Origin of the sequence: Kosakonia sp. CCTCC M2018092 (assembly GCF_003864115.1) — a bacterium.
Classification (GTDB): Bacteria; Pseudomonadota; Gammaproteobacteria; order Enterobacterales; family Enterobacteriaceae; genus Kosakonia; species Kosakonia cowanii.
This window is the reverse complement of sequence record NZ_CP034225.1, coordinates 1,353,385-1,375,767: the sequence shown is the minus strand read 5'-3', so window position 1 is coordinate 1,375,767 and position 22,383 is coordinate 1,353,385. Positions and strand designations below refer to the sequence as shown.

The 22,383-nt window shown below is 56.3% G+C and carries 19 protein-coding genes and 2 tRNA genes; 8 read left to right on the top strand and 13 right to left on the bottom strand.

Annotated features, from left to right (window positions below):
- Positions 1–131: 131 nt before the first annotated feature.
- The 5 genes from hutH to hutI all read right to left on the bottom strand — a co-directional run bounded on the left by hutH (position 132) and on the right by hutI (position 6,446).
- Complete coding sequence (gene hutH / locus EH164_RS06485; RefSeq protein WP_124967672.1) at positions 132–1,667, bottom strand: histidine ammonia-lyase; 1,536 nt, start codon at positions 1,665–1,667, stop codon at positions 132–134.
- Positions 1,667–3,349, bottom strand: a complete 1,683-nt coding sequence (gene hutU / locus EH164_RS06480; RefSeq protein WP_124967671.1) for a urocanate hydratase — start codon at positions 3,347–3,349, stop codon at positions 1,667–1,669. The genes hutH and hutU overlap by 1 nt, the downstream gene beginning before the upstream one ends.
- Positions 3,350–3,488: 139 nt before the next feature.
- Entirely contained in the window at positions 3,489–4,226 is a 738-nt protein-coding gene (locus tag EH164_RS06475) for a histidine utilization repressor (protein WP_124967670.1), read from the bottom strand.
- A 40-nt stretch (positions 4,227–4,266) separates the two neighbouring features.
- Positions 4,267–5,223 carry a formimidoylglutamase gene (gene hutG / locus EH164_RS06470; protein ID WP_124967669.1) on the bottom strand — a complete coding sequence of 319 codons (957 nt, stop codon included), beginning with the start codon at positions 5,221–5,223 and terminating at the stop codon, positions 4,267–4,269.
- Positions 5,220–6,446 (bottom strand): imidazolonepropionase, encoded by a 1,227-nt coding sequence (hutI, locus tag EH164_RS06465; protein WP_124967668.1) that lies wholly within the window; start codon positions 6,444–6,446, stop codon positions 5,220–5,222. Before hutI ends, hutG begins: the two co-directional genes overlap by 4 nt.
- 462 nt (positions 6,447–6,908) lie before the next feature.
- Between hutI and ypdK the strand changes: the two genes are divergently transcribed.
- Positions 6,909–6,980 (top strand): membrane protein YpdK, encoded by a 72-nt coding sequence (gene ypdK, locus EH164_RS06460; RefSeq protein WP_099458783.1) that lies wholly within the window; start codon positions 6,909–6,911, stop codon positions 6,978–6,980.
- A gap of 61 nt (positions 6,981–7,041) precedes the next feature.
- Here ypdK and alaC read toward each other — a convergent pair whose 3' ends face one another.
- Positions 7,042–8,283 (bottom strand): alanine transaminase, encoded by a 1,242-nt coding sequence (gene alaC, locus EH164_RS06455; RefSeq protein WP_124967667.1) that lies wholly within the window; start codon positions 8,281–8,283, stop codon positions 7,042–7,044.
- Between the two features lie 406 nt (positions 8,284–8,689).
- Here alaC and EH164_RS06445 point away from each other — a divergent pair, with 406 nt between their 5' ends.
- Together EH164_RS06445 and EH164_RS06440 are read left to right on the top strand one after the other, a co-directional pair.
- Positions 8,690–10,390 carry a sensor histidine kinase gene (locus EH164_RS06445; RefSeq protein WP_124967665.1) on the top strand — a complete coding sequence of 567 codons (1,701 nt, stop codon included), beginning with the start codon at positions 8,690–8,692 and terminating at the stop codon, positions 10,388–10,390.
- Complete coding sequence (locus EH164_RS06440; protein ID WP_094421429.1) at positions 10,387–11,115, top strand: LytTR family DNA-binding domain-containing protein; 729 nt, start codon at positions 10,387–10,389, stop codon at positions 11,113–11,115. The genes EH164_RS06445 and EH164_RS06440 overlap by 4 nt, the downstream gene beginning before the upstream one ends.
- Here the strand turns inward: EH164_RS06440 and glk are convergent.
- Entirely contained in the window at positions 11,112–12,077 is a 966-nt protein-coding gene (gene glk, locus EH164_RS06435) for a glucokinase (RefSeq protein ID WP_023479899.1), read from the bottom strand. The genes EH164_RS06440 and glk overlap by 4 nt on opposite strands.
- 267 nt (positions 12,078–12,344) lie before the next feature.
- On the opposite strand from glk, the gene mgrA reads away from it, so the two are divergent.
- Positions 12,345–13,343 carry an L-glyceraldehyde 3-phosphate reductase gene (gene mgrA, locus EH164_RS06430; RefSeq protein ID WP_124967664.1) on the top strand — a complete coding sequence of 333 codons (999 nt, stop codon included), beginning with the start codon at positions 12,345–12,347 and terminating at the stop codon, positions 13,341–13,343.
- Positions 13,344–13,467: 124 nt separating this feature from the next.
- The gene (locus EH164_RS06425) at positions 13,468–13,815 is read left to right on the top strand and encodes a DUF2502 domain-containing protein (RefSeq protein WP_023479767.1); all 348 of its coding nucleotides are present in this window, start codon (positions 13,468–13,470) and stop codon (positions 13,813–13,815) included.
- Between the two features lie 561 nt (positions 13,816–14,376).
- Here EH164_RS06425 and EH164_RS06420 read toward each other — a convergent pair.
- On the bottom strand, positions 14,377–15,624 hold the full coding sequence (locus tag EH164_RS06420) for an Nramp family divalent metal transporter (RefSeq protein ID WP_124967663.1): 1,248 nt from the start codon (positions 15,622–15,624) through the stop codon (positions 14,377–14,379).
- A gap of 353 nt (positions 15,625–15,977) precedes the next feature.
- On the opposite strand from EH164_RS06420, the gene EH164_RS06415 reads away from it, so the two are divergent.
- Positions 15,978–17,165, top strand: a complete 1,188-nt coding sequence (locus EH164_RS06415; protein WP_023479798.1) for a NupC/NupG family nucleoside CNT transporter — start codon at positions 15,978–15,980, stop codon at positions 17,163–17,165.
- Positions 17,166–17,208: 43 nt separating this feature from the next.
- Here the strand turns inward: EH164_RS06415 and EH164_RS06410 are convergent, their stop codons facing one another.
- From EH164_RS06410 to EH164_RS06400, 3 genes are all read right to left on the bottom strand, one after another.
- Entirely contained in the window at positions 17,209–19,380 is a 2,172-nt protein-coding gene (locus EH164_RS06410) for an EAL domain-containing protein (protein WP_124967662.1), read from the bottom strand.
- A 180-nt stretch (positions 19,381–19,560) separates the two neighbouring features.
- A tRNA-Ala gene (locus EH164_RS06405) sits at positions 19,561–19,636 on the bottom strand.
- 41 nt (positions 19,637–19,677) lie between these two features.
- Positions 19,678–19,753 (bottom strand) — tRNA-Ala (locus EH164_RS06400).
- 220 nt (positions 19,754–19,973) lie between these two features.
- Between EH164_RS06400 and EH164_RS06395 the strand changes: the two genes are divergently transcribed.
- Complete coding sequence (locus tag EH164_RS06395; protein WP_124967661.1) at positions 19,974–20,333, top strand: YfeC-like transcriptional regulator; 360 nt, start codon at positions 19,974–19,976, stop codon at positions 20,331–20,333.
- 1 nt (position 20,334) lies between these two features.
- Positions 20,335–20,727 carry a YfeC-like transcriptional regulator gene (locus tag EH164_RS06390; RefSeq protein WP_034812904.1) on the top strand — a complete coding sequence of 131 codons (393 nt, stop codon included), beginning with the start codon at positions 20,335–20,337 and terminating at the stop codon, positions 20,725–20,727.
- Between the two features lie 29 nt (positions 20,728–20,756).
- Here the strand turns inward: EH164_RS06390 and EH164_RS06385 are convergent, their stop codons facing one another.
- Positions 20,757–21,098 (bottom strand): RamA family antibiotic efflux transcriptional regulator, encoded by a 342-nt coding sequence (locus EH164_RS06385; protein ID WP_124967660.1) that lies wholly within the window; start codon positions 21,096–21,098, stop codon positions 20,757–20,759.
- A 28-nt stretch (positions 21,099–21,126) separates the two neighbouring features.
- Positions 21,127–22,236, bottom strand: coding sequence for an MBL fold metallo-hydrolase (locus EH164_RS06380; protein WP_124967659.1), 1,110 nt, complete (start codon positions 22,234–22,236; stop codon positions 21,127–21,129).
- Positions 22,237–22,383 lie beyond the last annotated feature (147 nt).

Below are 22,383 nucleotides of genomic sequence, written 5' to 3'. Positions count from 1 at the left end.
CCAACTCCGTGACCTAACCGGAAGCCGCTATCGCCGCGCCGTGATTGCCGTCATGGCGCTAAGGTGAAGGAGGCATGGATAAGCTGTTTAACAGGCAATAAAAAGCCCAGCTGCTGTGCCGGGCAGGATGTTCAGTTTGAGCAGGAGAGTATCTCCGGCAGCAGCTGCCGCAGATGTCCGGCACTGAGCAGCGTCATGGCGGCCTCGATATCGGGAGCGAAGAAGCGGTCCTGCGCATAGTGCGTGACCTGTGCACGCAGCAGGCTGCGGGCCTGCTCCAGCAGCGGGCTGGTGGTTAAGCCTTCGCGCATATCCAGCCCCTGGCAGGCGGCCAGCCACTCGACGGCAATCACGCCGCGGGTATTGGCTGCCATCTCCCACAGGCGACGACCGGCGGCCGGGGCCATCGAGACGTGATCCTCCTGATTGGCGGAGGTCGGCAGGCTGTCGACGCTGTGCGGATGCGCCAGGGCTTTGTTTTCACTCGCCAGCGCCGCCGCCGTCACCTGGGCAATCATAAACCCGGAGTTGACGCCGCCGTTTTTCACCAGGAAGGGGGGCAATTGTGACATATGGCTGTCCATCAGCAGCGCGATACGCCGCTCCGCCAGCGCGCCAATTTCGGCAATCGCCAGCGCGAGGTTATCGGCCGCCATCGCTACCGGCTCGGCATGGAAGTTGCCGCCGGATATAACTTCATTCTGCGCAGCAAAGACCAGCGGATTATCGGAAACCGCATTCGCCTCGGTTAACAGCACTCCGGCGGCAAAGCGCAGTTGCGTTAAACATGCGCCCATCACCTGCGGCTGACAGCGTAATGAGTAGGGATCCTGCACCTTGTTGCAGTTGTGGTGCGACTGCGCAATTGCGCTGTCATCGGTCAGCAGATGTCGGTAGAGCGCGGCGGCATCGATCTGCCCGCGCTGACCGCGTACTTCGTGAATACGCGCATCGAAAGGCCGACGGGAGCCGAGTGCCGCTTCGGTGGTCAGCGCCCCGCATACCACCGCCGAGGCGAAGAGATCTTCGGCTTCAAACAGCCCGCGCAGCGCAAACGCGGTGGAGGTTTGCGTACCGTTCAGCAGAGCCAGCCCCTCTTTTGCCGCCAGCTTGAGCGGCACCAGACCGGTGCGGTTAAGCGCCACGCTGGAGGGCAGCCACTCGCCGTGAAAGCGCGCTTTACCTTCGCCGAGCAGCGTCAGGGAGAGATGCGCCAGCGGCGCGAGATCGCCACTGGCACCCACGGAGCCCTTCGCCGGGATCCAGGGGTAGACGCCAGCGTTGAGCATATCCACCAGCAGTTGGATCACCCGTAAACGGATACCGGAGAAGCCGCGCGCGAGACTGTTGATTTTCAGCAGCATCATCAGGCGCACCATCCCCTCATCCAGCGGTTCGCCAACGCCTGCGGCATGGGAGAGCACCAGCGAGCGTTGCAGATTTTCCAGGTCTTCGGTGGCGATGCGCGTCTGCGCCAGCAGGCCAAAGCCGGTGTTGATGCCGTACGCCGTGCGCCCCTCGGCCATAATGGCATTCACGCAGGAGACGCTTTGCGCAATGTCGGCAAACGCGCTGTCATCCAGGGTGACGTAGAGCGGCTGACGCCAGGCGTCGCGCAACTGCGCCAGCGTCAACTGGCCGGGAATAAGGTGTAGCGTACTGTTCATCAACGTTTCCCCTGTGTGGCGGCTACCATCGGTAAGTTAAGCTCCTGTTCAACCGCGCACTCGATGGCGCTCTCATATCCCGCATCGGCGTGGCGCATCACGCCGGTGGCTGGATCGTTATGCAGTACGCGGGCAATCCGCGCCGCCGCTTCATCGCTACCGTCGCAGACAATCACCATGCCCGCATGCTGTGAAAAGCCCATGCCGACGCCGCCACCGTGGTGCAGTGAGACCCAGGTGGCACCGCTGGCGGTGTTAAGCAGCGCATTGAGCAGCGGCCAGTCGGAGACGGCATCGGAGCCGTCGCGCATCGCTTCGGTTTCGCGGTTCGGGCTGGCAACAGAGCCGGAGTCGAGGTGGTCACGGCCAATCACAATCGGCGCGGAAACCTCGCCGCTGCGCACCATTTCGTTAAACGCCAGCCCCAGTTTTTGCCGCCACTCCAGCCCCACCCAGCAGATGCGCGCCGGTAATCCCTGGAAGCTGATGCGCTCGCGCGCCATATCGAGCCAGCGGTGCAGGTGAGGATCGTTAATCATCGCTTTCACTTTGGCATCGGTTTTGTAGATATCCCCGGCATCGCCGGAGAGCGCCACCCAGCGGAACGGGCCAATGCCGCGGCAAAAGAGCGGGCGAATGTACGCCGGGACAAATCCGGGGAAATCGAAGGCGTTGGTGACGCCCATCTCTTTCGCCATCTGGCGAATGTTATTGCCGTAATCAAAAGTCGGCACGCCCATCTTCTGAAAAGCCAGCATCGCGTTGACGTGTTCGGCCATGCTCGCTTTCGCTGCCTGCACGGTCTGCTGCGGATCGGATTCTGCTTTGCGTTGATACTCTTCCCATGACCAGCCCTTTGGCAGGTAGCCATGCAGCGGATCGTGGGCGCTGGTTTGATCGGTGACCATATCCGGGCGCACGCCGCGCTGCACCAGCTGCGGCAACACGTCGGCGGCGTTGGCGCAGAGCGCCACGGAAACCGCCCTGCCCTCGGCGGTATAACGTTTGATTCTCGCCAGCGCGTCGTCGAGGGAGCTGGCCTGCTCGTCGACATAGCGGGTGCGCAGGCGGAAATCGATGCGGCTCTGCTGGCACTCAATCACCAGCGAAGAGGCACCGGCCAGCGTCGCCGCCAGCGGCTGTGCGCCGCCCATACCGCCCAGCCCGGCGGTTAACACCCAGCGCCCGGTTAAATCGCCACCGTAATGCTGACGCCCGGCTTCAACAAAGGTTTCATAAGTGCCCTGGATGATCCCCTGGCTGCCGATGTAGATCCAGCTTCCGGCGGTCATCTGGCCATACATCGCCAGCCCTTTCGCATCCAGCTCGTTAAAGTGCTCCCAGGTTGCCCAGTGCGGTACAAGGTTAGAGTTGGCAATCAATACGCGCGGCGCGTTTTCGTGAGTTTTAAACACGCCAACCGGCTTGCCAGACTGCACCAGCAGCGTTTCATCGCTCTCCAGATTCGTCAGCGCCTTTACGATGGCGTCATAGCACTCCCAGTTGCGCGCCGCACGCCCGATACCGCCATATACCACCAGCGCCTGCGGGTTTTCCGCCACCTCCGGGTCGAGGTTGTTCATTAACATGCGCAGCGGCGCTTCGGTCAGCCAGCTTTTGGCCGTCAGCGCCGTGCCTCGCGGGGCGCGGATCGCCTGCGGGCGAGAGGGGATATGCGACATCGTTGTTCTCCTGAAATCACGCGATGAGTGTGTAAACACATATACTTGTCTATACAATTACGCGCAAGGCAGGATTTAACACAAAAGATACATTTTTCTGATAGTGCGCTAACAATCACGCTTTTGCTGCTGGCAGCGCTCAGGAGCCGAAATGGCCCTGTAAACGGTAGCGGGAGCCGGGATAAAGCAGGCTGGCGTGGCAGACAATCTGCGATGTCGACCAGGTGCGGCGGCGGATCAGCAGGCAGGGATCGTGCTGCTGGATCTGCAACAGACGGCAGTCGTCGGCCGTCGCGTGAACGGCTTCCACAATGTGCTCCCCTTCGGTGAGCGGCGCAATCAGCGACAAATAAGCATGAGCGGTGGTCTGCGTGTAATCCTGTTGCAGATACTCCGGCACTACGTCGGCATTGACCCAGCGCTCCTCAATCTGCACCGGGATCCCATTCTCAAAATGGACCATGCGCGAGTGAAAAATGCGTGTCCCTTCCGCCACGTTTAACGCCGCGGCCTGGGTTGCGTCGGCGGCGCGCGCCTCCAGCAACAGCACTTCACAGCGGTGTTGATGGTGGCGGTCGGCAATCTCATCAGCAATGCTGCGCACCTCGAACAGCGCCGATTGCCCTTTCGGCTCGGCGACAAAGGTGCCGACGCCCTGCAGCCGTACCAGCAACCCCTCATCGGTCAGCGCGCGCACCGCGCGGTTAATGGTCATACGGCTAAAACCAAACTGCGCCACCAGCTCCGCTTCAGAGGGAATGCGATCGTGCGGACGCCAGATACCAGCGGCGATCTTCTCGCTGATGGCCTGCTTTACCTTCTCGTAAAAGGGCACGGGCGCGGTGGCCGAAGCCACCCGGGGGCGGGGTGAATACATAGCGCGGCAATTCCTTATTGTTATTTGTCTGGCGAGTATATCACTGCCACCAGTGCAGGATTTGCCAGGCCAGCCGGGCAGCTGCTTTCGCGCCCTGCCCTGCGTGATCAAACGTCGGATTGAACTCAACCAGATCCACCGCCTGCACTTTTCCGCTGCGACACAGCGGTTCAATAATGCGCAGCAGCAGATGCATCGGCACGCCCAGCGCCGCCGGTGCGGAGACGGCGGGCATCTCCCAGACGGGGAGCACATCAAGATCGATAGTCAGATAGATTCTGTCGAACTGCTCAATGATGCGTTTAATTTCAGGCAGCGCTTCGCTTTCGAAGGCGTTTAACAGCGCCAGATCCTCAATCACCGTTACGTTGCGGCGCGTCGCTTCATCCCACAGCGCCTGAGTATTGGCCGCCAGGCTGGCACCGAAACAGGTGTAGTGAAAGCCGCGCTGCTGAGCGTCGCACTGCTGCGCCAGCTGGCGAAACGGCGTGCCGGAGCTTGCGCGCGCCGCGTGGCGTAAATCGAGGTGTGCATCAAGATTGATAATCGCAACCTGCTCATGGGGGAAAGCATCAAGGATTGCCGAGCCGTGACCAAAGGCCGTTTCATGCCCGCCGCCCAACACCAGCGTGCGCATCTGCGCCTGTTGGCAGGCGAGTACCGCATCATGCAGCACCTGCTGTGCCTGCTCCAGCGCATCCGGCCGGGCGACAATATTACCTAAATCAACAAGCTGCTGATGCCCGGCGTGGCTGGCCATATTTGCCAGTGCTTTACGCAGGGCAAACGGCCCCTTTGCCGCACCCGCGCGTCCCTGGTTACGCTTAACGCCCTCATCACAGGCAAAACCGAGCAGCGCCGTCTTGCCGCGATGCTGCCCGGGCGCAAAAGTCTCCGCCTGGGTGACGGTCTGAAACAGGCGCAGGGCATTTGCCGCTTCGCCGCTGTCATCCCTGCCCTGCCAGCACGCGGGCGCGACCGGCTTCCATAGATTCATACAGTGACCTCGCCACGGAAAATACGTTGATAAAGCGGATTACGGCCCGGCTCGTAGATCATCTCCACCGGGTGACTCGCTTCCCAGACGACAAAATCGGCAACAAACCCGGCGGCCAACTGACCATGGGTCTGCTTACGGCCAAGCGCCTGCGCAGCATGACGCGTCACGCCCGCCCAGGCCTCTTCCGGCGTCAGGCCAAACTTCACGCAGGCCATATTCATCGCCAGATGCAGGCTGGCAAACGGGCTGGTGCCGGGGTTGAAATCCGTCGCTACCGCCATCGGCACGCCCTTCTGACGGAGCAAAGCGACCGGCGGTTTTTGCGTTTCATTAAGAAAATAGAAGGCACCGGGCAACAGGACGGCAACGGTCCCGCTGGCGCGCATCGCCATCACGCCGGATTCGCTCAGGTACTCAATATGATCGGCGGATAAGCCCTTAAAGCGGCTGACCAGCTCCGCGCCGCCCAACGAGGAGAGCTGCTCAACATGGCCTTTCACCGGAATGCCGAGCGCCTGCGCGGCGCGAAACACCTGTTCGGTCTGCGACGGAGTAAAGCCGACGTTTTCACAAAACGCATCCACCGCCTCAAACAACCCTTTCTCCGCCAGGGCGGGCAAAATGGTGTTGCAGACCCGATCAATGTAGGTCTGCGGATCCGCTTTATACTCCGGCGGCGCAGCGTGCGCGGCGAGCAGCGTGCGGCTCACCTCCACCACGTTGTTTTGCCCCAGCGTGCCGGCCACGCGCAGCATCTTCTCTTCGCTGGCTAAATCCAGCCCGTAACCCGATTTGATCTCAATCGTGGTGACGCCTTCGCGCATCAGCCGTTCAAGCCGCGACTGCGCGAGAGCAAGCAGTTCGCCTTCGTGACACTCTCGCGTCGCCCGCACGGTTGAGCTGATCCCGCCGCCCTCGGCGCTAATCTGTTGATACGAAACACCGTTTAACCGCTGCTCCCACTCCTGGGCACGGTTTCCGGCAAAAACAAGATGAGTATGACAATCGATTAAACCGGGCGTCACCAGACGGCCCTGCAGATCGGTGCTCTGCGGCACATGCGCGGGCAGTTCGCTCTCCGGTACGATCGCCCGAATCTGCCCGTTACGCACCACGATGGCATGGCGCTCAAGCAGGCCATAGGGTTCTGCTCGTGTGGGATCCATGGTCGCCAGCTTCGCGTTACGCCACAGACGGTCGTCAGAGGTCAGCTCAATCATATGGTTCTCTTGTCATGTGTTGTATAGACATTTATTTGCATAATGATTCGCTTGTCAACTCTGCGGCGCGTTTGCTGCGGGCGTTGCCGCCGATATCATGGCTACAAACAGCAAACTGTGACGCACCACATAAAATTCGCCTTATATTTCAACCGCCAATGAACCGTTTCAGCCGCGCTCAAAAACCGTCGCCCAAGGGCAATTTATTTAGCAGTGAAAGTATTGTGTCGCCAAAGCCCGACACTCTGTAAGTTGCTAAAATTAAATAGAAAAAAGGCTCTTGTAAGGGCAAAAAATTAAGCGTACATTAGCCCCCGTTTGGTGATGAATTCACCCGAAATTCTGAGATGGCGCTGTGGCCGAAAGGGAGAAAATTCTCATTTTCGTTTTGGCGTAGTTTCACCTCTCTATACTCAGTCCTGAAAGATCATTAATGCATACTTTGTGTGCGGAGCGATGAACGTGAAATATTTCTTTATGGGCATATCGGTGATGGTTATCGTGTGGGCCGGCACATTCGCCCTGATGATCTAGCCTGAGCCATAGCGCAGAAAAAAATAAGGAGCCATGCGGCTCCTTTTTTTATGGCTGATATTTATGGCTGGGTCTCTTCCGCCGCCCCTTTTGGCGTCACGGGAAGCAGGCCGTCGGCGCGGAACATCGCTTTGATGCCGCGCACCGCCTGGCGGATACGATCGCGGTTCTCAATGAGCGCAAAACGCACATGGGTGTCGCCATAATCACCAAAGCCGATGCCGGGCGAAACGCACACTTTCGCCTCCTTCAGCAGCTTTTTCGCAAACTCCAGCGAGCCCATCGCCGCATAGGGTTCCGGAATTTTCGCCCAGACGTACATCGAGGCTTTCGGCATCTCGACCATCCAGCCCGCTTCATGCAGCCCTTTGACCAGCACATCGCGGCGGCGCTTATACTGCGCGGCGATATCGCGCACGCACTGCTGATCCCCTTCCAGCGCAGCGATAGCCGCGACCTGTAGCGGCGTGAAGGTGCCGTAATCGTGGTAGCTTTTGATACGCGCCAGCGCATTAACCAGCGTCGGGTTGCCGACCATAAAGCCAATGCGCCAGCCCGCCATATTGTAACTTTTCGACAGGGTGAAGAACTCAACGGCGACATCGCGCGCGCCGGGCACCTGCATAATGGAGGGCGCTTTCCAGCCATCAAACACGATATCGGCGTAGGCCAGATCGTGCACCACCAGCACATCGTAACGCTTCGCCAGCGCCACCACTTTCTCGAAGAACTCCAGCTCCACGCACTGCGCGGTCGGGTTCGACGGGAAACCTAAAATCATCATTTTCGGCTTCGGATAGCTTTCGCGGATCGCCCGCTCCAGTTCATTAAAGAAGTCGACACCTTCCACCAGCGGCACCGATCGCACCTGCGCACCGGCGATCACCGCGCCGTAGATATGGATCGGATAGCTCGGATTCGGCACCAGCACGGTATCACCGTGATCCAGTGTCGCCAGCATCAGGTGCGCCAGCCCCTCTTTCGAACCGATGGTGACAATCGCCTCCGTTTCCGGGTCGATATCCACCTGGTAGCGATCCTGATACCAGCGCGAAATAGCCCGGCGCAGACGCGGAATACCGCGTGAGGTGGAGTAGCCATGCGTATCGGGGCGCTGCGCCACGGTGCAGAGTTTTTCCACGATATGCGGCGGGGTTGCGCCATCCGGGTTGCCCATACTGAAATCAATAATGTCCTCGCCGCGGCGTCGCGCAGCCATTTTCAGTTCGGCAGTAATATTAAATACATAGGGGGGAAGACGATCGATACGCGTGAAGCGGCGTTCAGGACTGGAGTCAGCCATAAATTCCTCGAAGTTACGTTAGCGCCCGGACCGTCCGAGCGACGTCGCTGCATATGCAGCCTGTTCAGAACATAGCCTGATTAAATTCCCGCTGTCGAGAGGCAAGCGAAAAAATAGTCCGCAAGCGAAAAAATAGTCCGCAAGCGAAAAAGAGGAAGCGTAATTTGAGCAACCGAAAAACTGAGTGCCGCTTAAGCGGATGAACACAGCTTTTCATTAACAATATGATAAAAAGAAAATTACCTTACAGAGATGCGGGTTAAGTTGTGTCCTCTCCTGCGTCTGATGCTCTTTAATCCCCTTTTAAATAAATGGTTTTTCCTCATTCATCTAATCAATGGTTAACTGGTGATCTGCCGCCGGGTTTTTTATCATAGCCCTTTGAACTCTGTCACATGAGTCCCCCGTGCACGAAATATTCGACATGTTACTGGCGGTTTTCGACCGCGCGGCGTTGATGCTGATCTGCCTCTTCTTTCTGATCCGCATCCGCCTGTTTCGCGAGCTGCTGCATAAAACCGCTCACTCACCAAAGGAGCTGCTTGGCGTAACGGCGATCTTCTCCCTGTTTGCGCTGTTCAGCACCTGGTCCGGGGTACCTGTTGAGGGATCGCTGGTCAACGTACGCATTATTGCCGTGATGTCCGGCGGGATCCTTTTCGGGCCGTGGGTCGGCATTATTACCGGGATCATCGCCGGGACGCACCGTTACCTGATTGATATTGGCGGCGTGACGGCTGTGCCCTGTTTTATCACCAGTATTATCGCCGGCATTATGTCGGGGCTGATTAACCGAAAGTTTCCCAAAGCCCAGCACTGGCGCGCCGGGATTATCGGCGGGATGATTTGCGAAAGCCTGACCATGCTGCTGGTGGTGATCTGGGCACCATCTACCGCGCTGGGGCTGGATATTGTGGCGAAAATCGGCGCGCCGATGATCTTTGGCACGGTGTGTATCGGCTTTATTGTGCTGCTGGTGCAGAGCGTTGAGGGGGAGAAAGAGGCGATCGCCGGGCGTCAGGCACGGCTGGCGCTGGATATTGCCAATAAAACGCTGCCGCTATTTCGTAACGTGAACAGCGAGTCATTGCGCCAGGTATGCGACATCATTCGCCGCGATATTGACGCCGACGCGGTGGCGATCACCAACGTTGATCACGTGCTGGCTTATGTCGGAGTGGGCGAAAATAACTACCTCGATAGTGATGATATTATTAGCCCGACCACTCAGCAGGCGATTACCACCGGCGAAATTATTATTAAAAACAATGATGAAGCGCACCGCACGCCGGAGATCCACTCAATGCTGGTGATCCCGCTGCGCGAACAGGGCATCGTCACCGGGACGCTAAAAATCTACTATTGCCACGCGCATCAGATCACCTCCGCGTTGCAGGATATGGCGGTCGGTTTATCGCAGATTATCTCAACGCAGCTGGAAGTCTCCCGCGCTGAGCAGCTGCGCGAAATGGCGAATAAAGCGGAGCTGCGCGCGCTGCAAAGTAAAATTAACCCCCACTTTCTCTTTAACGCCCTCAATGCCATCTCCTCATCCATTCGCCTCAATCCCGATACCGCGCGCCAGCTGATTTACAATCTGTCGCGCTACCTGCGCTATAACATTGAATTAAAAGATGATGAGCAGATCGATATTAAAAAAGAGCTCTATCAGATTAAGGACTACATCGCCATTGAGCAGGCGCGCTTCGGCGATAAGCTGACGGTTATCTACGATATCGACGAAGAGGTAAGCTGCGTCATCCCGAGCCTGCTGATCCAGCCGCTGGTGGAGAATGCCATCGTTCACGGTATCCAGCCCTGCAAAGGCAAAGGCGTGGTCACCATTAGCGTGGAAGAGTGCGGCAACCGGGTGCGCATTGCGGTGCGCGATACCGGCAACGGCATTGCGCCGGAAATGATCGCCCGCGTCGAAGCAGATGAAATGCCGGGGAATAAAATTGGCCTACTGAATGTTCATCAGCGGGTGAAACTACTGTATGGCGAAGGGCTGCATATTCGCCGCCTGACGCCGGGCACCGAAATCGCCTTTTATGTGCCCCGCCAGACGTCGCGCGCGACGCTGTTGCCCTCACCGGAGAGAAGATGAAAGTCATCATTGTAGAAGATGAATTCCTGGCGCAGCAGGAGCTAAGCTGGCTTATTCGCGAACACAGCCAGATGGAGATTGTCGGCACGTTTGATGATGGACTCGACGTGCTGAAGTATTTACAGCACAACCGCGTGGACGCCATTTTTCTCGATATCAACATCCCGTCTCTGGATGGCGTGTTGCTGGCGCAGAATATCAGCCAGTTCGCCCATAAACCCTTTATTGTCTTTATCACCGCATGGAAAGAGCATGCGGTTGAGGCGTTTGAACTGGAAGCGTTTGACTACATCCTGAAACCTTACCAGGAGTCGCGCATCGTCAATATGTTGCAGAAGCTGGAGAGCGCCTGGCAGCAGCAGGCAGGTACCGCGAGCAGCCCGCAATCACGGGAAAACGCCACCATTAACCTGGTGAAAGATGAGCGCATTATTGTCACCAGCATTCATGATATCTATTACGCGGAAGCGCATGAGAAGATGACCTTCGTCTACACCAGGCGGGAGTCATACGTGATGCCGATGAATATTACCGAGTTTTGCAGCAAGCTGCCGACGGCGCACTTCTTCCGCTGCCACCGCTCATACTGCGTCAATCTGGACAAGATCCGCGAGATCGAACCCTGGTTTAACAACACCTATATTCTGCGACTGCGGGACCTCGATTTTCAGGTGCCCGTCAGCCGCAGTAAGGTAAAAGAATTCAGGCAACTGATGAATCTTTAAAGGACATAACCCAGCGTCTGGCGCAGATGTGCGCCGGAGCCCAGCAGGCCTGGGTTATCGTGAACAATCAGGTAGACCGGAATGTCCTGCACATAGGCTTTGAAGCGCCCTTTATCTTCGAAGCCGCCGCGAAAACCGGAGGCGGTGAAGAAATCAAGGAAGCGCGGCACGATGCCGCCCGCGATGTAAACACCGCCAAAAGTGCCGAGATTGAGCGCCAGGTTGCCGCCAAAACGGCCCATAATCACGCAAAACAGCGACAGCGCGCGGCGACAATCGGTGCAGCTGTCCGACAGTGCACGCTCGGTAATATCTTTTGGTTGCAGGTTTTCCGGCAGGCGACCGTCTGATTTCACAATCGCGCGGTAAAGGTTGATAAGCCCGGGACCGGAGAGCACGCGCTCGGCGGAGACGTGGCCAATTTCAGCCCGCAGCTCTTCAAGGATAATCCCCTCCTCTTCGCTGTTCGGCGCGAAATCGACGTGGCCGCCTTCGCCCGGCAGGCTCACCCAGCGCTTATCCACATGCACCAGATGCGCGACGCCAAGACCGGTACCGGCGCCGTAAACGGCAATCGGTTTACCTTCAACCGGCGCGTTGCCGCCAAACTGAATCAGGTGTTCCGCTTTCAGCATCGGGATAGCCATCGAAACGGCGGTGAAATCGTTGATGATCTCCAGATGCGCGAAGCCGAGGTTTTGCCTCATTTCGTCAATGGAGAAGGCCCAGGTGTGGTTGGTCATCGCCACCCAGTCGCCGGTGATGGGGCAAGCGATGGCGATACAGCCATCTTCCACACTCACCTCGTGCTCTTCGAGGTAAACGCGAACGACCGCTTCCAGGCTGGGGTAATCAAGACCTGAATAGGTCTTGGCCCGGGAAATGTCGCCGGTCTCGACATCACACAACGCTAAGCGCGCGTTGGTGCCGCCCACGTCTCCCACTAAAGCATATTTTTTCATTCTTCTACGGCTCCGCTAAAGTCAGAATAAATCTTTGGCACACTGTAAATTCAAGGCGCTGTAACGACAACGACCATATCACGAGTGCCCCTTTATTATCGATCTACATCACAGATTAGCCCTAAGCTTTCAGACTGATTACTGCCTTATTGCCGCTGTGGGTTACAAGGAAATATCTGGAGCGCGTTTGTACGCTGAAATAGTGCGCAACATGGCGCGCTTGTATCCCTGGAATTTATCGCTTCCCCTTTTATCAGGAGTATTTGCATGGTTTACCTGGCGGACCCCGCACGTTATGAAAAAATGGCCTGGCAGCGTTGCGGCGAGAGCGGGCTTAAATTGCCTTTGGTGTCGCTCGGGCTGTGGCATAACTTTGGCGATGCGACACTGCTTGAGACCAGCCGACAGCTGCTGCGCCACGCCTTTGATCTCGGCATCACCCATTTCGATCTGGCGAACAACTACGGGCCACCGCCCGGCTCGGCCGAGAGCAACTTTGGCCGCATTATGCAGGAGGATTTCCTCCCCTATCGCGATGAGCTGATTATCTCCAGCAAAGCTGGATACACCATGTGGGACGGTCCTTATGGCGACTGGGGATCGCGCAAATATCTGGTTGCCAGCCTCGATCAGAGCCTGCGGCGCATGGGCATTGAGTATGTCGATATTTTCTATCATCACCGCCCGGATCCCGAGACGCCGCTGAAAGAGACGATGCGCGCGCTCGATCACCTGGTGCGCCAGGGCAAGGCGCTCTATGTCGGGCTGTCGAACTACCCGGCGGCACAGGCGCGGGAAGCGATCGAGATCCTTAACGATCTCGGGACGCCGTGCCTGATCCATCAGCCGAAATACTCCCTGTTTGAACGCTGGGTTGAGAGCGAACTGCTGGATTTGTTGCAGGAGAAAGGTGTTGGCAGCATCGCGTTTTCGCCGCTGGCAGGCGGGCAGTTGACCGACCGCTATCTGCAAGGGATCCCGGCGGATTCGCGCGCGGCGAGCGGCAGCCGCTTCCTCAACCCGGATCAATTGACCGAAGAGAAGCTGGCGACGGTGCGGGCGCTGAATGCGGTGGCCGAGCGGCGCGGGCAGAAGCTGTCGCAGATGGCGCTGGCGTGGGTACTGCGCGGGGAGAGAGTCACCTCGGTGTTGATTGGTGCCAGCAAAACCAGCCAGCTTGACGATGCGGTGGGCATGCTGGCGAACCGGGCGTTTAGCCCGCAGGAGTGTGCGGAGATTGATGCTATTCTCGCTGGCACGCAGTAAACCAGCGCTTTAGCAAAACGTGCTATTAACGGTGATTTAGGAGTTCCGCCACTAATACGGGGTTTGCGCGCGCCGTAATATTGCCGCCACAGGCCTCCCCGGCCCGATCGTGAAGGAGAAGAGTATGTTCAGGTCACTGATTCTGGCAGCAGTATTACTGGCTTTTGCGCCACTGGCCGCCAATGCTGGCGAAATCACCCTGTTGCCGTCGGTTAAATTGCAGATCGGCGATCGCGATAATTATGGTAACTACTGGGACGGCGGCCGCTGGCGCGACCGCAATTACTGGAACAATAATTATGAGTGGCGCGATCACCGTTGGCATAAACATGACCGCGGCTGGCATCGTGGCTGGGATAAACGTGGTTGGGACAAGCGTGACGCCTATGAGCGCGGCTATCGCGAAGGCTGGAACGATCGTGACGACCGCCGTGGACCAGGTCGTGGTCACGGGCATGGACACCACCATTAATTGTGTTTCGCAGGTAGTTTGATTACCCGGTGAAACGTAAAGTGCCGGATGGCGGCTAACGCCTTATCCGGCCTACGCGATTCAGCCCACGCAACCTTTTGAATACCGATACATTTTTGAATGCCCGATAAGCGTAGCGCCATCGGGCATTCAACACCAAACCTTCAAACCGCATAAGATTCGTAGGCCCGATAAGCGCAGCGCCATCGGGCATTCAGCATCAAACCGTCACACCGCGGAAGAGTCGTAGGCCCGATAAGCGCAGCGCCATCGGGCATTCGGCACCGAACCTTCAAACCGCAGAAGATTCGTAGGCCCGATAAGCGTAGCGCCATCGGGCATTCAGCATCAAACCGTCACTCCGCAGCAGAAACCGTAGGCCCGATAAGCGCAGCGCCATCGGGCATTCAAGCCGCAGAAAAGATACGTAGACCCGATACGCCCACCGCCATCGGGCATTCAGCACCAAACCTTCAAACCGCAGAAGAGTCGTAGGCCCGATAAGCGTAGCGCCATCGGGCATTCAAACCGCAGAAACGATAAGCCCACCGCCATCGGGCGTTATTTACCCATCAACTCGGCAAGCGTTCCCACCAGCAGCCAGCCGTTCAGGCACACCACCAGCGCGACAATCACCCAACCAGTGCGTCTTACCAGCGCGGTATTCACCAGTTCACCCATCAGTTTTGCATTGCTGGTAAACACCAGCAGCGGCACCAGCGCCAGCGCGATACCAAAGCTCAGCAGCACCTGGCTCATCACCAGGATACGCGTCGGATCCAGCCCCAGCCAGATAACAATAAACGACGGCAACATGGTAATGGTACGACGTACCCACAGTGGAATATGGAAACGGACAAACCCCTGCATCACCACCTGCCCGGCCAGCGTACCGACAACGGTGGAAGAGAGACCCGCAGCCACCAGGCTCAGGCCGAAAATAGTCGCTGCGGCATGGCTTAATAATGGCTCCAGCGTTAAATAGGCCTGATCGAGATCGGCCACGCCGGTGTGTCCATTAAAGTGAAATGCCGCCGCGGCGGTCGCCATCATCGCCAGGTTAACAAACCCGGCAATGGTCATCGCCAGCCCGACATCCCATTTGGTCGCGGAGTAGCGCTCACGGCGCGTACCGTCGTGCAGGTTTTGCGTCAGGGAGGAGTGCAGGTAGATGACGTGCGGCATAATGGTCGCGCCCAGTACCCCGGCGGCAAGAAACACCGCATCGGTTCCGGAAAGTGTCGGGATCACAATCCCTTTTGCCAGCGCCGCCAGCTTCGGCTGCGAGAAAATCAGTTCGACAATATAGGCCGCCGCGACAAACAGCAGCAGGCCGCCTATCACTTTTTCCAGCGGTTTCTGCCCGCGCTTTTGCAGCATCAGGATCAGGAAGGTGGCGATCCCGGTCAGCACCGCACCCTGCATCAGTGACACGCCGAGGATCAGCTTGAAGCCAATCGCCGCGCCGATAAACTCCGCCAGGTCCGTCGCCATGGCGATAATTTCCGCCTGCACCCAGTAAAACCACACCAGCGGGCGCGGATAGTGGTCGCGGATCTGCTCCGCGAGGTTTTTGCCGGTTGCAATGCCGAGCTTGGCGGAAAGCAGCTGAATGAGCATCGCCATCAGGTTCGCCCACACTACAACCCACAAAAGCTGGTAGCCGAAGGTCGCGCCCGCCTGAATATTGGTGGCAAAGTTACCCGGATCGATGTAACCAATAGCCGCAATAAATGCAGGTCCCATTAACGCAAATCTGAGTTTGCGCGCTGCTCTTCCGTTAGTACTCTCCACGCGACTACTGCTCATTTATTGCCCCTAAATATAGCCTTTGCTATGTTTGATGCTACCAAAATGAGAATGATTATCAAGATCGTTAGGATGGGTTTACTTGATTTCTCTGATAGCCTGAAACAATAGAAGGGTTGAATGCCAAGGATGGTGACGGCGGCGACAACATTTACCGCAGCATTATGTTATGAGTCTAGCAGCGTGACGCAACTTTTCACGGCCTTTATTAACATACCTGAATTGTATGTTTGATCACTAATTTTGAGTCTGGTCACAGGACATTAATATAGTGTGCCTTTGATCTCGTTTTCTTTTGTCTTGTTACATAGAATGTGCACGAAATTCCTACCCGTCTCATATTTGGAGCAAATATGTCCCGCGTTCTGCACTTTGTCCTGGCGCTTGCTGTTGTGGCGCTGCTTGCCTTGCTCGTGAGCAGCGATCGCAAAAAAATCCGCATTCGCTTTGTTATTCAACTGCTGGTGATTGAAGTTGTGCTGGCCTGGTTCTTCCTCAACTCTGATGTCGGCCTTGGCTTCGTAAAAGGCTTCTCCGAGATGTTTGAAAAACTGCTCGGCTTTGCCAACGAAGGCACCAACTTCGTCTTCGGCAAAATGAATGATGAAGGCCTGGCATTCTTCTTCCTGAAAGTGCTCTGCCCGATTGTCTTTATCTCTGCGCTGATTGGTATTCTGCAACACATTCGCGTCCTGCCGATTGTGATCCGTGCCATCGGTACGGTGCTGTCGAAAGTGAACGGCATGGGTAAACTGGAATCGTTTAACGCGGTCAGCTCCCTGATTCTGGGTCAATCCGAGAACTTTATTGCTTATAAAGATATCCTCGGCAAAATGTCACGCAACCGCATGTACACCATGGCTGCGACCGCAATGTCGACGGTTTCGATGTCGATTGTGGGTGCCTATATGACCATGCTGCAGCCGAAATATGTCGTCGCGGCGCTGGTGCTGAACATGTTCAGTACCTTTATCGTGCTCTCGCTGCTCAACCCGTACCGCGTGGATGAGAGCGAAGAGAACCTGCAGATGGCCAAACTGCACGAAGGCCAGAGCTTCTTTGAGATGCTGGGTGAATACATTCTGGCTGGTTTCAAAGTGGCGATTATCGTTGCGGCGATGCTGATTGGCTTTATCGCGCTGATTTCCGGCCTGAACGCCCTCTTCGCTGCCGTGCTGGGCATCTCCTTCCAGGGTATTCTGGGGTACATCTTCTACCCGGTTGCCTGGGTGCTGGGCGTACCGGCTCATGAAGCGCTGCAGGTGGCGAGTATTATGGCGACCAAACTGGTCTCCAACGAATTTGTGGCGATGATGGATCTGCAGAAAATTGCCTCCACCCTCTCTCCGCGTTCGGAAGGTATCCTCTCTGTCTTCCTGGTCTCCTTCGCCAACTTCTCCTCAATCGGCATTATCGCAGGCGCGATCAAAGGCCTGAACGAAGAGCAGGGCAACGTGGTTTCCCGCTTTGGTCTGAAGCTGGTTTACGGTTCGACGCTGGTGAGCGTGCTCTCTGCGGCCATCGCGGCGCTGGTTATCTGATTCAAACGCGCTTTAGCAAAAACCGGGGCCTGCCCCGGTTTTTTTATGCCAGCGGCTGCGGCTTGCCGAGCAGATAGCCCTGCAAATAGTCGACGCCCGCATTCAGCAGCAGCTCGCGCTGCGCCTCATTCTCTACGTACTCGGCCACCACCGTCAGACCTTTGGCTTTCGCCAGAGAGCATATCGCTTTCACGATCATCGCATCCTGCGGATCAGTGAGAATATCGCGCACAAAACAGCCGTCGATCTTGATGATATCCGCCTGGATACGCTTCAAACGCTCGAAGTTGGCGTAGCCGGTGCCGAAGTCATCAATGGCAATCTTAAACCCCGCCTCGCGTAAGCGCGTAATATTCCGGACGCTCACTTCCGAGTGGGAAAAAGCCTGCTCTTCGGTAATTTCGATAATCACCGCCTGCGCGGCGATGCCGTAGCGCGCAAACAGTGCAAGAAACTGCGTAGCGAAGGATTGCTGCATCAGGGTCAGCGGCATCAGGTTAAGGGAGAAACGCGGCTTTGTAGCAGGCTGCGGATGCGCCTGCATCCATTTCAGCAGTGTTTCGACGACCTGCATATCGAAGCGCGTACCGAGATCAAACTGGGCAATCACCGGAATAAACTGGTCGGGGGTAATGATCTGATCATCGCTGACCAGCCGTGAAAGGATCTCATGATAGCCCTCGCCTGTGGCATCGACGATCGGCTGGGCATAGAGCGCGATACCGCCCTCTTCCAGCGCCCGTTTTACCCTCTCCAGCTGCAGCACGCGCTCAGTGGTCTGATTATTCACTTCCGCCTGGCTGTTGGTGAGCGCCAGCACACGATTTTCGCTGTCCGTCTGCTCTGACAGCCAGCTCAACTGGCCGAGCGTCTGCTGCAGCGCGTCCCGGTTGCCCTGCAATTCGCCCCACGAGGCACCGAACTCAATCTCCAGCGGTTTTTTATTCCAGCAGATTCGCTGGCTGTTAAGACGATCGAGCATGGAGTGCAGGCGCGCCAGGGTTTCCGGCCCGTTGAGCATTAGCAGTAATTCACTGCCGGGCAATTGAAAAAAACGCTCCCCTTCATGCAGCCAGGGTTGCAGCGCCCGGGTGACGCTGCGCTTCACATGCACACGCATCATCATGCCGAAGTGGCGGCTAAGGAAATCGAGGTTTTTCATATGCAGACAACAGACGATGCTGCCCGGCTGGCGCTCCACTTCCCTCTCCAGCGCGCGCAGGTTAGGCAAACCGGTGAGCGGATCGCTCATCGCCTGCGCCTGCCAGCGCCGCTTCAGCCACAGGCTGCGGTTGAAAACGCGGATGTTGTAAAGCAGGCAGACGGTGAAACAGATCAGTACCGACATGACAAACGCCAGCGAGTAATCTGCGCGGACGTCATGAAAAAAGTTGTTATTATAAGCCAGCAACAGGAAAGCCGACACCGCCCAGCTCAGCGTCAGAAAGGTGCCCGGCAGACGGCTACAGCCAAAGTTAAAAATAATAAAGATCAGCGGCACCAGATAACCGGCAACCAGATCTGATTTATAGGGGGTGCATAGCAGCGCCACAATGGTGGTTAATGTCGCCAGCCAGCCCAGCGTGAATAAACGCTTTCTTTTGCTAAAACAGGGAACAACGCTACGGCGCCACCACGCTTTTGCGAAGCGCGGATTGAGGATCATGCGCATCGGATAATAAACAATCATGGTGAAAATCAACGCCGAACATATCAAACTCTGAATATCGATTATTGAGAATATTAACGAACCGCTGCCGAAGTAATTTGAGAGCATCACCGGATAATTAAACCAGGCTCCAGCCAGATACATCATTATTTTTATGCCGATGGGCGCAATAAATCCCAGCCATAAAATGCGTACCCCCATATTTTTATTAGGAATACCGTAACGCCAGCGCGTGCCAAGCTGCCAGCGAACAATGGCGCACACCAATAAAACGGCAAATAGCTGGCAGAAGAGCAGCACCGCCGCTTCGCCAAAGGGCAGATGAAAGAAGATCTCATTAATGATAGCGGAGCCGAGAATAAGCGGCGCGATGGCGTGTCGACCAAATAACAGGAGAATCGCAAGTATAACGCTTAAAGGTAACCAGGCGAGATAAACAGTGCCGCCATCAACGACTGTTTTCGGCGAAATATAACGGGCTACGGGAATAGCCACCAGGCACATCATTAACGCCAGCAGAAACGGCTTCACGTAACCGGATTTCATAAATTAATGTCGGCTCTGGTGGTTAAAAAATAATTACCATGAATAATAGGTTTATTGAAACAGTGAAGCAAGCCAGGGAAACGGACGAGAAAATAGCAGACGTGCGCTTTTTTCAGCCAACGGCCTGAAGAATAAACGCACAAACAAAAAACCCCCGCGTAAACGCGAGGGTTCAAATTTTGGTGGAGCTAAGCGGGATCGAACCGCTGACCTCTTGCATGCCATGCAAGCGCTCTCCCAGCTGAGCTATAGCCCCACAATGTTACTTTACGCACCAGTTCCGTTGGGTTCGGAATTTGGTGGAGCTAAGCGGGATCGAACCGCTGACCTCTTGCATGCCATGCAAGCGCTCTCCCAGCTGAGCTATAGCCCCATCGCGTAAAGCGTGTCGTGTTGACGGGCGGCATGATATGAATTCCCTTGCCAGGTGTCAACGGCAAAATCATCACCTCTTTACCAACCGCTGAAAAAGCATGCAATTGAATCCCCTTGCGATGTGCCTCGCAGCCAGCAGTTAAACCTGTCACATTTTCTTCTAAAATGGTGCTATAACATAAATCACTAATTACCCTTACTACTCACCGGGAAATTATATGCTCAAGGAACGAATGACGCCGGAAGAGCTGGCTACGCTAACCGGGTACAGTCGGCAAACCATCAACAAATGGGTGCGTAAAGAGGGGTGGATCACCTCGCCAAAACCTGGCGTTCAGGGAGGAAAAGCCCGCCTGGTTCACGTTAATGAACAGGTCCGCGCCTTTATCCGCAGCGCGCAGCGCAATGAACTCTCCCCCTCCACCGACAACGCCAGCAGCGACGCCTCGCTGGAAACACTGCTGCTCAGACTGGCAAAAGAGATGACCGACGCCGAGCGCACTCTGCTCTCTTCAATGCTTTTGCGCGACGGCATTACCGGCCTGTTGCAACGTTTAGGGATCCGCGACCAGAAATAAGATGAACACATTACCAAGCAAAATGACCACTGCTGAGTTAGCAAACCGCCTCGGCGTCACACGACAGACCATCAACCGCTGGATCAAACGTCACAAGTGGAAAACAGAGAGTCTCCCCGGCGTAAAAGGGGGCCGCGCCCGCTACGTACTGATTACCGATAAAGTGCTGAGCCTGGTGATGGAACTTCCCGCCATGCGTCACAGCGGTTTTAACAGTTCGCTCGCCGAACCGCCCACGCCCTATCTCACCGCGCCAGGCACAATGCAAAATATTATCAACTCGTTGCAGATGCTTACCGCTGACGAACTGCACCAGCTTGAAGTGCTGCTGGCGCGCGAAGGGTTAAGCACCTTTTGCAGTCGCTTAGGCATTAAGCAGACGGTACAAGAGTAAAAAAACCGGCGCTGCGCCGGTTTGTAGTGTTAATGGGTGTGCTGATGGTTTTCGCGCCGGTAGGCTCCCGGCGGCTGGTTGAAGGTGCGGGTAAAAATCCGCGTGAAGGTTTGCTGCGAATCGAAGCCATATTTCAGGCAGATATCGTAAACCTTCTGATCGGTGTTGCGTAAATCCTGCGCGGCGCGCGCGAGTTTGCGCTCGCGGATATAGCGCCCGAGGCTCTCCCCTTTGTACTGCAAAAAGAGCCGTTGCAGATGCCACTTGGAGTAGCCTGCGTGCGCGGCAATCTCATCAATACGCAAGGGCTGATGAAGATTGTCGTCGATCCACCCGACGATAGTGTCGATAACCTGAGCGGAAATAGTCATGCTGCGATCCCCCCTGCACTTCGATTAATTAAATGGGTTCTTCCCACCAGGCGCTGAATGTTTGCGCCGTATCGGCCGCAAAAACCACTTCGCCCAGTTTCGGTGTCAGTAAGCGAAACTCTTTATCGCGGCTGGCAGCCGCTAAACGTTTATACGGATCGTCCCAACTGTGTTTTGCCAACACAAAACGCCCGGCATGGCCCGGCAGCACTGCGCGTGCCTGCAGATCCTGCGCCGCCTGCGCGCTCTGCTCCGGCATCATATGAATATATTTCCACGCCTCGTCGTACTGCCCATTCTCCATAATGGCAATATCAATGGGGCCAAACCTGTCGCCGATGGCCTTAAAGTGCGGGCCATAACCGCTGTCACCGCTGTAGTAGACTTTGCGTTCAGGCGTGACAAACAGAAAGCTGGCCCACAGCGTCTGGTTGCGCTTCAGGCCTCGGCCGGAGAAGTGACGCGCGGGCAAAATATTTACGCTAAGCGTATCGCTGACCTGCACGCTCTGCTGCCAGTCCGCCTCCTCAATCTTCGCCGCATCCATTCCCCAGTAACGCAGATGGGAGCCGACGCCGAGCGGCGTAACAACGCGTTTGATCTTCGGCATCAGCGCCTTGATGGTGGCGTGATCGAGGTGGTCATAATGGTCGTGGGAGATAATCAGCAGATCGATCTCCGGCATCCTCTCTGCCGTCCAGACGCCGTTACCGGCAAAAGCTTTATTGAGAAATGAGAACGGCGCAGCGTAGTCACTGAGTACCGGGTCGATCAAAATGCGTTTGCCCGCCAGCTGCATATACCACGAGGAGTGCCCCATCCAGACCAGCGTATCCTCCTGCAACGGCAGTGCTGCAAGATCGGTTGTCACCGTCGGCAGCGGCTGCTGCGGGCGCGCGTTTTCACGTTTGCCGAAGAGAAAATCCCACCACAACGCCAGCTTATTTTGCTCACCGGTGAAACCCGGCGTCGGCAGCGCATTGTGGAACGCGCCGTCGCGGTAATGGGGCGATTTCTCTACGGCGCTAAGTGCCTCACCCTGCGGTGGCTGGCCAAAACCGGCATTGAGAACAAAAGGTAAGCTTGCAGCAGACGCAACGAGCATAACGACAACCACGCTGATAGTGAGACGTTTCATATCCTGACCCGGCTAAATCGATCCCATCCCTTGAGACGATACTCATAGAACTTGATTATGAGTGAGTAAGCACTCATTATAGAAACGAACATTAAATCGTCAAGACGATTTTTCTTTGTTTGATATTCGACGTTGCAGCCTCTCAAA